The organism is Aliivibrio sp. S4MY1 (assembly GCF_028765545.1).
Classification (GTDB): Bacteria; Pseudomonadota; Gammaproteobacteria; order Enterobacterales; family Vibrionaceae; genus Aliivibrio.
On the sequence record NZ_JARACP010000011.1, the window covers coordinates 13,798 to 26,047 of the forward strand.

10 protein-coding genes are annotated in these 12,250 nt (G+C 38.2%); 9 read left to right on the forward strand and 1 reads right to left on the reverse strand.

What is annotated here, in order from left to right; genetic code table 11:
• Positions 1 to 138: 138 nt before the first annotated feature.
• Complete coding sequence (galU, locus tag PVK71_RS13235; protein WP_274419287.1) at positions 139 to 1,008, reverse strand: UTP--glucose-1-phosphate uridylyltransferase GalU; 870 nt, start codon at positions 1,006 to 1,008, stop codon at positions 139 to 141.
• Positions 1,009 to 1,515: 507 nt separating this feature from the next.
• Here galU and PVK71_RS13240 point away from each other — a divergent pair.
• The 9 genes from PVK71_RS13240 (at position 1,516) to PVK71_RS13280 (ending at position 12,245) form a co-directional block, all read left to right on the forward strand.
• Positions 1,516 to 2,058 (forward strand): single-stranded DNA-binding protein, encoded by a 543-nt coding sequence (locus tag PVK71_RS13240; protein WP_274419288.1) that lies wholly within the window; start codon positions 1,516 to 1,518, stop codon positions 2,056 to 2,058.
• 312 nt (positions 2,059 to 2,370) lie between these two features.
• Positions 2,371 to 4,350, forward strand: a complete 1,980-nt coding sequence (csrD, locus tag PVK71_RS13245; RefSeq protein ID WP_274419289.1) for an RNase E specificity factor CsrD — start codon at positions 2,371 to 2,373, stop codon at positions 4,348 to 4,350.
• Between the two features lie 120 nt (positions 4,351 to 4,470).
• The gene (locus PVK71_RS13250) at positions 4,471 to 5,928 is read left to right on the forward strand and encodes an MSHA biogenesis protein MshI (protein WP_274421829.1); all 1,458 of its coding nucleotides are present in this window, start codon (positions 4,471 to 4,473) and stop codon (positions 5,926 to 5,928) included.
• Positions 5,928 to 6,566 carry a type 4a pilus biogenesis protein PilO gene (pilO, locus tag PVK71_RS13255; protein ID WP_274419291.1) on the forward strand — a complete coding sequence of 213 codons (639 nt, stop codon included), beginning with the start codon at positions 5,928 to 5,930 and terminating at the stop codon, positions 6,564 to 6,566. Before PVK71_RS13250 ends, pilO begins: the two co-directional genes overlap by 1 nt.
• Before the next feature lies 1 nt (position 6,567).
• Positions 6,568 to 6,903 (forward strand): type IV pilus, mannose-sensitive hemagglutinin D (MSHK), encoded by a 336-nt coding sequence (locus tag PVK71_RS13260; RefSeq protein WP_274419292.1) that lies wholly within the window; start codon positions 6,568 to 6,570, stop codon positions 6,901 to 6,903.
• An 11-nt stretch (positions 6,904 to 6,914) separates the two neighbouring features.
• A complete protein-coding gene (gene mshL / locus PVK71_RS13265) occupies positions 6,915 to 8,552 on the forward strand; it encodes a pilus (MSHA type) biogenesis protein MshL (RefSeq protein WP_274419293.1) in 1,638 nt (545 codons plus the stop codon).
• Between the two features lie 11 nt (positions 8,553 to 8,563).
• Positions 8,564 to 9,412 (forward strand): ExeA family protein, encoded by an 849-nt coding sequence (locus PVK71_RS13270; protein ID WP_274419294.1) that lies wholly within the window; start codon positions 8,564 to 8,566, stop codon positions 9,410 to 9,412.
• The gene (locus tag PVK71_RS13275; protein ID WP_274419295.1) at positions 9,409 to 10,521 is read left to right on the forward strand and encodes a tetratricopeptide repeat protein; all 1,113 of its coding nucleotides are present in this window, start codon (positions 9,409 to 9,411) and stop codon (positions 10,519 to 10,521) included. The genes PVK71_RS13270 and PVK71_RS13275 overlap by 4 nt, the downstream gene beginning before the upstream one ends.
• Complete coding sequence (locus PVK71_RS13280; protein ID WP_274419296.1) at positions 10,521 to 12,245, forward strand: GspE/PulE family protein; 1,725 nt, start codon at positions 10,521 to 10,523, stop codon at positions 12,243 to 12,245. Before PVK71_RS13275 ends, PVK71_RS13280 begins: the two co-directional genes overlap by 1 nt.
• Positions 12,246 to 12,250: the final 5 nt, after the last annotated feature.

The following is a 12,250-nucleotide window of genomic DNA, read 5'->3' on the forward strand; positions in this document are numbered from 1 at the left end:
GTATTGCACAGAGTATCAAAACAACAAAGAGGTACTGGATAAAAAAACAGTGATTTTATTTAAGTGGAGATAGTATAAGGGGAAATGAAAACGCCTTGAGATGTATCACAAGGCGTTTATATACTGGCATGTAGAGGTTTACTTTTTACCTGTAGCTTGCTTTGCTAATTCTGAAGATTTTTTATCTTTTAAATAAACATTCTCGTAGCAGTAGTTAGTTGCTTCGATGTAACCTTCAACGCTACCACAGTCAAAACGCTTACCTTTAAATTTATAGGCAAGAACACAACCTGATTGAGCTTGTTTTAGTAGTGCATCCGTGATTTGGATTTCACCACCTTTACCTGGCTCTGTGGTTTCTAGGATTTCAAAAATATCAGGAGTTAAGATATAGCGACCAATAATTGCAAGATTACTTGGTGCTGTACCTGGTTCTGGCTTTTCTACCATGTTATCTACACGGTAAAGGTCATCTTTGATCATTTCACCAGCAATTACGCCGTATTTGTGAGTTTCATTGTCTGGGACTTCTTCTACTGCCACAATAGAGCAACGGAATTGTTTATACAGCGCAACCATTTGAGAAAGAACACCTTGTTCTTCATTTACACATAAATCATCAGCAAGTACGACCGCAAATGGTTCATCACCCACTAACTCACGGCCAGTAAGAATAGCATGACCTAAGCCCTTCATTTCACGCTGGCGGATATAGGTAAAGTTAGCCGCGTCGATCAGCTCACGCACATCTTCCAGTAACTCTTCTTTATTTGTGCCACTAATTTGATGTTCTAGTTCGTAGTTTTTATCAAAGTGGTCCATTAATGAATGTTTACCACGACCTGTTACAACACAGATCCCATCCATACCAGCATTAATCGCTTCTTCTACACCATATTCAATTAGAGGTTTGTTTACGACTGGCATCATCTCTTTTGGCATTGATTTGGTTGCTGGTAAAAAGCGAGTGCCGTAGCCTGCGGCAGGGAAAAGACATTTTTTGATCATCACTGAGTCCTAGATAGACAATATTTTAAATTCGTTGAAAGCCCATTTGAGCCTCATCATTATGGATGCAGTTTAGCGATTAAACATAATGAAATGAAGCGCTTTGAGTAAAACAATCATCTCGTGCAGCCATTAATGCGATTCATCTATGAATATTAGTTAAAACTAGGCTTAATATTAAGACTGAGGTGCTGTTTTAACCCCATTCCACACACCAAATGAGGCATGATAGAAAATATGAATTCTAATGGTTGAGTTGATTAAGTACAAAGCAAGAATAGCGAAATGAGTATATGAAGTATACTCATTGTAATTAAAAGAGTGATCTAAACTTTTTAGCAGTGTGAGTGGTTAGAACTCTTTAACTGTATCTCTATTTTAAGAGGTTATGAAATGGATTCCATCTTTAGGGGTATCAGAAATAACCTTGAACGTGTTAGACTGAAGACTACTGTATATATAACCGGGTGATATGAATATTCACCTCTAATCTATCTGGAGCAAACTATGGCCAGCCGTGGTATTAATAAAGTTATTCTTGTGGGTAACTTAGGGCAAGATCCTGAAATCCGTTACATGCCAAGTGGCGGTGCGGTAGCAAACATTACAATTGCAACGTCTGAATCATGGCGTGATAAAGCAACTGGTGAACAACGTGAAAAAACTGAATGGCATCGCGTTGCTTTATTCGGTAAATTAGCAGAAGTAGCTGGTGAATATTTACGTAAAGGTTCTCAAGTTTATGTTGAAGGTCAGCTTCAAACGCGTAAATGGCAAGATCAAAGTGGTCAAGACCGTTTTACTACAGAAGTTGTAGTTCAAGGTTTTAATGGCGTAATGCAAATGCTTGGTGGTCGTGCCCAAGGCGCACCTGCCGGTGGTCAACAGCAACAGCAAGGTAACTGGGGTCAGCCTCAACAGCCTGCTCAGCAGAATAATTTTGCACCTCAACAGCAGCAACATCAAGCGCCTCAGCAACAAGCTCAACAAGCACCTCAACCTCAATACAATGAGCCGCCAATGGATTTTGATGATGACATTCCGTTTTAGGACTAAAGATTCATGTTGTTATAGATAGAAAAAAGCCTCGAATTTAGCGAGGCTTTTTTTATAATGAATAATCTAATCAATCAGTGATATTTATTGTTAATACATTGTTTAATTCATTATCCACGTATTTATCTTGGTGAGCTAAAGGGGCCGATAGTGATGTATAATTTTCTGTTACTGAAGCTTCGTATCATAAAGAACTTAATAAGATATTTGTATTACAACTAAATACGGACTTAGAGATAGTTCAAAAATTTACATTTTTAATTGTGGCATGATTCAAAGCCAACTTTTTCAAGGAAGAAAAGTTTAATGAGAAAAACTCCTAGTTTACGTTTGAGTAACCGATTAATTTCGTTTGTGACATTAATGGTCTCAGCCGCCATTTTTATTTTATTTATTGGTGGGACGATCTCATTTAAGCAAATAAGTAATGAATATCTTGATCACTATTTAATTGGTGTAGTTAATGTTGTTGATGAAGAACTTCTTCAGCCAGAGGAAGCAAAATCGATGACTAAGTGGCTACCTAAATTATTAAAAGCAAGCAGTGTAGTAAGCATGGAGCTATCGTCACCCACTGGCATTGTTTACTCTTTTCAAACATTAGCCGTTATGCCAGATGATAATTTACTATATCAAAAAACACTGCCTTTAGAGCTGAATAAAGGCTATTCCATCACTTTCAAATCAGTCCCTCCTTATAGTGCTTTTACTTATTCTTTAGGGGCGCTATTTTCAATTACAGCAGCTATTGCCGTAATTATCGTCTCATTATTGTGGGGCGTAGTCTGGCTAAGAAAACAACTGCATGGTTCAGAGTTGCTAGAAGAACGTGGGCGTATGTTATTGGCTGGAAAGCTAGATGATTACGCTATAGGTAATGAAGAAGAGTGGCCAGCAACAGCGAGCTTGGCTCTTGATAACGTGATTGCTGAACTGAAAGATGCAAGAAAAGAGCGTAGCCGTTTTGATACATTTATACGTACGCATACCTTTCTTGATCAACTTACAGGTTCGGCAAATCGAGTGTTATTTGACAGTAAGTTAGAGTCAACTTTGCAAGAATCAGAAAGCCAAGGGGTTCTTTTATTATTACGTATTAATGGTTGGGAAGAATTAATTGAAGAAAGTGGAAAAGCAGTTGGAGATGAACTCATTGTTGAGATAGGCAAGCAATTAAATAATGTAATGCAACGTTACAATGACAGTGTTCTTTCTCGTTATTATCAATCTGATTTTGCTCTTCTTATTCCACAGCAGTCACTAAAAGAAGCCAAAATTTTAGCTTCACAGTGTTTAAAAGTGATAGAAAAAATTATTCCACCCCAAAATTTAGATATTGATAATTGGTGCCATATTGGCGTCAGTATGTACGTGAGCGGAGAGAGGCGAGGTCGCTTGATGGATGAGCTTGATATGGCTCACCGTAGTGCATTATTACAAAATAATAATAGCTGGTCATTGTTTAAAAAACAGCAGCAACTAACTGAAAGCTTAGGAAGTGTGCGCTGGAGAAACTTGTTTGATGCTATTTTTTCTCAAGATCAATTAATTCTATATAAGCAATCAACATTCTTATTTGATGGAGCTGATATTACTCCGCTTCATTTAGAGCTTTTTTCTCGAATTAAAGATGAGAATGGTGTGCAGATCAAAGCTTCTCGATTTTTACCTGCGATCGCACAAGTAGGGTATCAAATTAAGTTAGATGCTGCCGTGTTAAAACAAGTTTTCCCTTTATTGAGTGAGCCTGAATATTCACAGCATTCTTTTTCTGTACATTTGCATGTTAAAAGCTTACAAAATTCAGGATTTATTAGGCAGTTACGAAATCGACTATTACAAACACCTCGAGCTCAACTTCAGCGGTTAAGTTTTGAGTTAGTTGAAGGGCAAGTAGTCACTTACTTAGATGCGGTAAGACCAGTAGCAAAGCTAATAAAAAGCTTTGGTTGTCAGTTAATTGTAGAGCAAGCAGGAAGAACAATAGTAAGTACTCACTACATAAAAGATTTAAGTGTTGATTACATTAAATTACACCGCAGTTTGATTAAGGATATTCCTCAACGATATGAAAACCAATTATTTGTAAGAAGTTTATTAGGTGCTTGTGAAAATACAGGTTCACAAGTTATTGCTGTAGGTATTGAAAATAAAAAAGAACTAAAAGTAATAAAAGAGCTTGGTGTTGAAGGTGCTCAAGGGCGAATTTTTGAAGCCGAAACGGCCTTGTTTCATCACAAAGAAAAACTATCAATACCTAAAAGAAGGAGTCGTTGGGAAAAGTAAGTTTTTCGTGTTTTATTAATTACAGCATATCAGAAAAGAATAGAATGTTGTATGATTGCGCGAATTGTGCTTTTTACGAGAGCATTGTAAATAAAGTGAGAGATAAGAGACTAGCAGTAGATGAAGATAATGGATGCATTTAAAAAACTGAAGCTATCTCGTTCAGTCAATGTCACAGCATCAATTGTGATATTGCAAGGCGGTATTTACATTGCAAAAAGTGGTGGAAATAAAGCGCTTAAAGAGCAAGTTTTCATGCCTGTTAGTCAGCCCCAAGCGTGGAGAGATTCGCTTGTTAGCGCTTGCCAAAAGATGGGTTTATCTGACTGCTGTGTAAATATTGTCATCGGTTCTCATTTATATCAATCCTTTCAAATAGAAAACCCAAATATCCTTAAAGAAGAACTGCCAGGTGCATTGCCTTTTTTAGTGAAGGATTTAATTAGTGATAGAGTCTCTGACATCGTTGCCGATGGTGTAGATATTACCAACGGGAAAATGCAGGTTTATATTTCTCAGGTTTCAGTAATAGAAATGATTCTTGAGTTATTAAAACCACTTTCAATTCAGATATCTAACGTGACGCCTGATGAATTAGTGTGGAAATACGCTAAACCAGAACAAAATAGCTTCATGTTATTAAGCCACAGTGCTTCTGCTGAATTTAAGTTGCTTGCTTTTAATGAAGGTAATTTACATTTAAACCGGTCATTGCGTGGTATTACCGCCCCATTAACTGGCGAACTATCTAATAGTTTTCAGCTTGATAGTTTAGCTTTGGAATTGCAGCGTTCTTTAGATTATTTAAGCGCACAACTGCACGGCGTTAATATTAATCATCTTTATTTCCGTTGTGATGATGAAGATGATGCCGAACTTTCTGCCGAGCTACAAAATCGTCTTGGTGTACAAGTCGCATCATTATTAGTCGATGAGCCAAGAGTATTTCGCTCTGGTGAAGTACTAAGCTGGTTAGGATTATTTAACAAGCCTGATATTAACTTATATAACGACAGACTGAAGCCTAAAGTCGATCACTTTACGTTACAAAATGTGATAATTAGTTGGGGAGTAGGTCTTGCTGTAGTAGGTATGATTACGGGCTATTATCAGTGGCAATTGAGCCAGTTAGAAAGTCACCTAACCGTATTATCTTCGCAAGAACAGAGTTATCAGCAAGAACTGGGTAGCTTGAACAAGCAGCTTGAAAGTAATAAACCATCCGCTGCAAAATTAGCAGCAATTAAGCGCTTACAGGAAGATATTGAATCTAAGAAATCATCATTAAAAGTTATCGATAACTTTGATGAGGGAATGCAAATTGGTTATTCCGGTGTGATGAGTAGCTTAGCTAAGCTTGGTAAAGAGAACATATCGTTAACAAAAATTTATATTTCAGGAGAAGATGTAAATTTTGTTGGGTACGCTCGAACACCAGATGTGGTACCAAATTGGATACAGAGCTTTGAAAATGAATTGCACCTTATTGGTCGGACGTTTAATCAGTTAGATATAAAAACCGATGAGAAAGGGTTGGTGTCGTTTGTTTTAAATACTAAAGCGGCAGAGGAAAAATAATGGAGCATTGGATTAAAGCCAAAGATGCATTTTTTGCACTTTCACAACGAGAAAAAATACTTATTACTCTGGTTGGTTGGTTCGCGGTCATTTTTATCTCATTTAGTCTGTTTATTGAGCCTGTGCTTGTTGCAAAGCAGAAGGCTGAGCGTGAAACTTATCAGGTAACTAATTCAATTACACCGTTAAAACAGAAAATTGAGTTAGCTCATTTTCGCCTACAAAAAGACCCAAATGTTGAAGTGGACAAGCAGTATCAAGATTTAACGCTACAAAGCCAAGATTTAGCTCAATTATTGTCTAATCGAGTCGCTGCATTGGTTTCTCCTACTCAGATGGCTCAGCTTTTAGAAACAGTATTACAGCAGTCGTCAAAGTTAACTTTGATCTCTATGAGTACGCAGCCTTCAGAGCGCTTGCTTGATGAGAATAATAAAGCCGGTTATTACATTCATCCGATTAAATTAGTGTTGTCAGGTAACTACTTTGATATAGAAACGTATTTATCAAGTTTAGAAGCGTTACCTGTTAAATATTATTGGAGAAACTTCCGTTATGAAGTTAAGAAATACCCAACGGCAGAGCTAACGATTGAAGTATATACACTTGGTTCAAGTAAAGGATTTATCGGCGGTTAATATGAAGGTTTTTCTTATTTTATTGGCTTTATTTTCAAGCTTTACGTTTGCTTCAGATAGCATTGAAGGGCACGATCCAACTGAACCATTAAGTTGGACTAAGCCTGTAGGTAAAAAGAAAGTGGTGACTAAAAAGCGTCATTACTTTCCATCTCTGCAAGCGATTAGTTGCAGTGGTACAAATGATTGTTATGCCGTATTAGATGATAGATCAATGAAAAAAGGCGACAAAGTATCAGGATATACCTTATTAGCGATTCGTGAAGATAGCGTTTCTATTGGTCGTTCTGGTAAAACGTGGCAACTTTCTCTATTTTCACAAAATATTAAGAATTAAGGTTTGCAGTAATGAAAGTATGTAATGTCATCATTGGATTAATGGTTGCATCATTAACAGGATGCTCAATGGGTCATCGAGATCCTGTTGAAATAAAACAAACCTTAGATAAGTCTATTAATGATAATGGCAGTCAGCTACTTGTCGATTTGCCTGCATCTGTCCAGGCAGATCTGATGCCTGAGCTTAACGCAAAAGCTGTTGAAATTGAAGAACCTGTGAAGCGCTTTAGAGTTAAAGCGAATGGTGTTAATGCCAAGGCTTTCTTTACCAGTTTAGTGAAAGGTACGGAATACAGTGTAGTAATACATCCTGCAGTTTCGGGTCGTATTACGATGAATGTTAACGATGTCACTCTAGATGAAGTACTTTCTTCTGTTGAAGACTTATATGGCTATGAAATTGTAAAGTCAGATAAAATATTACAAGTTTACCCTGCGACTATCCGCACAGAAACAATCCCTGTTGACTATTTACAGCTTACTCGTAAAGGCCGTTCACTAACGACAATCACAACCGGCTCTATCACGAATTCTGAAGGTAATTCATCATCAAACAATAGCGATAATTCAAGTTCAAATTCAAATAATAGTTCATCATCTTCAGCTACTGGTGGAACTGAAATTGAAACTACCAGTGAAAGCGATTTCTGGAAAGAATTAGAGAAAGCTGTTTCAGTTATGATCGGCAATGGTTCTGGTCGTAGTGTCGTAGTTTCACCGCAAGCCAGCGTTGTAACAATTACCGCTTCTCCGGATGAATTACGTAAGGTGAAAGCATTTTTATCGACTTCACACAAACGTTTACAGCGCCAAGTGATTTTAGAAGCAAAATTATTAGAAGTAACCTTAAGTGATGGATATCAACAAGGTATTAATTGGACTAATTTAAGCGCATCAATTGGCGGTACTGATATTTCTCTTAGCCAAACGGCGGGTACCACCGCGGGTGTTTTACCCGGAATGGATGCGATTGGAACACTGCTTGGCGGTCAAACCAATATTAAGATTTCTGATGGTAACTTCGATGCCGTTTTAAGCTTCATGGATACTCAAGGTGATTTGAACGTTCTTTCAAGTCCTAGAGTGACTGCGGCAAATAACCAAAAAGCAGTGATTAAGGTTGGGCGTGATGAGTATTACGTCACTGAAGTATCAAGCGTAACAGGCAGTGGTGATAATTCAAATGCATCACCAGAAGTTACTTTGACTCCATTCTTCTCGGGTATTTCACTAGATGTAACGCCTCAGATTGATGATAAAGGTAACGTGATGCTGCATGTTCACCCATCAGTTATTGATGTTGAGAATGAAATTAAAGAGATAGATCTCGGTGATGTAGGTGGTGTACTTCAATTACCATTGGCGAAAAGTTCAATTCGTGAATCGGATTCTGTTATTCGTGCTAAAAGTGGAGATGTGGTGGTTATTGGTGGTTTGATGAAATCACAAACCGTTGACCAAGTATCTAAAGTTCCATTCTTAGGGGATATTCCTGCACTAGGCCATTTATTCCGTAATGTAAGTAAGTTAACTCAGAAGACCGAGTTAGTTATTTTATTAAAACCAACGGTGGTTGGAGTGGATACTTGGCAAGAAGAGTTAGAGCGTTCTCGTGATTTATTACAAGAATGGTTCCCTGACGAGTAGCGACTACTTTTATGTACGAGCAACATTTTGGCTTAAAACAGCTTCCCTTTACGTTAACGCCAAATACCTCTCTTTTTCATGGATTACCGCCTCACTATGAGGCGATTCAAACCGTTTTGTCTGCCATCTCAATGGGAGAAGGCGTCATTAAGGTAACTGGTGAAATTGGGACGGGAAAGACGCTTGTTTGCCGAATGTTGATGAGCCAACTTCCTATGAATGTCGAATTACTCTACTTGCCTAATCCTGTTATGAATGGACGAGAATTACGGCAAGCATTAGCCAAAGAACTCTGGCTAGAACAAGAGGGGGATGGTACTGCTTTAACTGAGCTTATCCATGAAAAATTGATCGATATTCAAGCGGAAGGAAAGAGCGCAGTAGTGTTCATAGATGAAGCTCAAGTCTTGAGTGATGAAGCATTAGAAACCCTACGCTTATTTGGTAATTTAGAAACGGATTACACTAAGTTACTTCAGATTGTACTCTTTGGACAGCCTGAATTAGACGAGCGCTTACAGCAGTATCATCTACGACAATTAAGACAACGAATTACTTTTTCAGCAAAATTACGCTCACTTAATGTAAATGAAGCGGTCGCTTATATTACTTATCGGATGAAAGAGTCTGGGGCTCAAGTCAATCCATTTACCCTATCTCAAATGAAAGCGGTTTGGCGTGCGAGTAGTGGTGTACCTCGATTGATTAATCAAATATGCCACAAAGCGTTGCTTATTTCTTTTTCTGAAAAATTGGATAAAGTATCTAAAAAAGCGGTATTTAATGCAATTATAGATACAACGGATACCATCAAACCCAAGCACTATTTACCCAAATTTTGGGGTTGGAGAGCCTTGTGAGTGCCACAAATAAAGCCCTGTTAAATATAACAAAACAAGATGCAGATATAGAGAGGAAAACATCTCTATCTCAAGCTGACGTTCCTAATATTGAATCAAAATTTAAAGCACCTTTCTTTTTTGCTATTGGTGTAATGAGTTCATTGTGTTTAATTGGGTGGGCAACACTGAGTAATACTCCAAATGCCATTAATAATGAACATCAAGTATCAGAGGTGATTGTAGAGGACGTTGTTGATCATTCAGAACTTTCTAAAGGCTCTTATTTACCTGTTAATTCACCAACGGCAAAAATTATTACCTCAGAAGTTAGTCGTATATATTTGAATGAAAATGTTGATGAGAAAACCTCAAGCCATCATATCGAATTACCGAAAGTAGGAGAAAGTTCGGTACGTTTTGTAAATAGCGAAACAACGCCAACGAAAGCTAAAGAGGTGTCTATTGTCCCAGATACACCTCGCGAACACGCTGTTAATCAGACTGAATCTCAAGAGCAATTACACGTTGAAGAAGTCGAGGTTCTTCCTTCCGAACTGGCTCAGAGAAATCGTGACGCAGCAAAAAAAGCCCTAGATAATTCTGATTTTAATACTGCGATGAAAGCTTATTATAGGGTATTGAAATACCAACCTAGTGATGAAGATTCTCGTAAAAAACTAGCGGCTTTGCTTTATGGTAAACGTGAGATTCAGGAATCAGCTGCCATCTTACAACAAGGCATAAGGTTAAATAATGATAGTATTGACTTACGTTTAGCTTTAGCTAGTTTATTGCAAAAAGAGGAGCAGCCAGAAGCCGCACTCTCTGCATTAGAATATATACCTTTAGGAGCATCTGTCGATTATTTAGCTACGCGTGGTGGCTTAGCTCAAAAATTAAAATTGATGGACTTAGCTGAAGAAAGTTACCAAATGTTGGTAGCGAAAGATCCAGATAATGGTCGTTGGTGGCTAGGGTTAGCTATTGTATATGAGAGAAATGCACAAGTTAAAGAGGCACTGAAAACTTATAAAGTAGCATTAACAACACCTGGTTTATCACGCTCTTCTCAAGTGTTCGTTCGAGATAGAATTAAGTTATTAGAAACAATGGAAGGTAATGAATAATGCGTTTTCAGTTAAGAAAAAGACTTGGTGATTTATTAGTCGAAGAAAACATTGTTACTGAACAACAGATTGAGCAGGCGCTAGCGGCACAGAAAACAACTGGCCGCAAGCTGGGTGCAACGCTTATTCAGCTTGGTTTCTTAACCGAAAAGCAAATGCTAACTTTCTTATCTCAGCAATTAGATGTGCCTTTGGTGGATCTAAGCCGTGCAGATATTGATGCAGCAGCAGTGCAACTACTGCCAGAGGTTCATGCGCGTCGCTTAAGAGCATTAGTACTTAGTCAGCATGGTAATACTATTCGTGTAGCGATGAGTGATCCAGCCGATCTTTCTGCTCAAGAAGCTCTATTCTCTCAGCTTCAACAATATCAAATAGAGATGGTTATCGCTTCAGAAAGACAATTAGTCGATAGCTTTGATCGTTTTTATCGTCGAACTAAAGAGATAGCTTCATTTGCAGAGCAGTTGCATTCAGAGCACCAAGAGACGGACGACTTTAACTTTGGTATATCAGACAGTGATAATGACGAAGTTACCGTTGTAAAGTTGATTAACTCATTGTTTGAAGATGCAGTCCAAGTTGGAGCTTCAGATATTCATATTGAACCGGATGATAAAGTATTACGACTTCGTCAGCGTATTGATGGCATATTGCACGAAACCCTACTTAATGAAGTCAACATTGCGCCAGCATTAGTATTGCGTCTAAAACTAATGGCGAATCTTGATATCTCTGAAAAGCGTTTGCCTCAAGATGGGCGATTTAATATTAAATCTCGTGGTCAGTCAGTGGATATTCGTTTGTCTACTATGCCTGTGCAATACGGTGAATCGGTCGTTATGCGTCTGCTTAACCAAACCTCAGGGATCCGAGAGTTAGAATATTCAGGAATTCCTGATCATCTTTTGGTTCGTTTACGTAAGCAGTTAGGCCGCCCTCATGGCATGATCTTAGTAACAGGTCCTACTGGTTCAGGTAAAACTACAACATTGTATGGTGCATTAAGTGAACTTAATAAACCAAGTAAAAAGATAATTACCGCTGAAGATCCAGTGGAATATCGCTTACCACGTATTAATCAAGTTCAGGTAAACAGCAAGATAGATTTAACCTTCTCTAAAATTTTAAGAACCTTCCTACGTCAGGATCCTGATATCATTCTTATTGGTGAAATGCGTGATCAGGAAACGGTTGAAATTGGTTTGCGAGCAGCATTAACTGGTCACTTAGTGTTATCAACGTTACACACTAATGACTCTGTTGATAGTGCGCTTCGTATGATGGATATGGGGGCGCCTGGCTATCTTGTTGCTAGTGCTGTCCGTGCGGTATTGGCTCAACGCTTGGTAAGAAAAGTGTGTACAGAATGCTCAGTTCCTGATCCTTTAGATGAATCACGTTTGCAATGGGTGCAAAGTCGCTTCCCAAATCAAGCCTCGGTTCCATTTAGAAAGGGTGCTGGTTGTCAAAGTTGTAACTTAACAGGCTACAGTGGCCGAATTGGTGTCTTTGAATTATTAGAATTAGACCAACCAATGATGGATGCACTGCGTGGAAATAATGCAGTAGAATTTGCTCAAAAAGCACGAGAAAACCCAGATTACAAACCATTACTAGCCTCAGCAATGGAGTTAGCAATGAATGGCATTATTAGTCTCAATGAAGTGATGGTCTTGGGTGAAGGCGATAACTCCTCCTCTCATCAACCAATATGGTTATAGGTTGT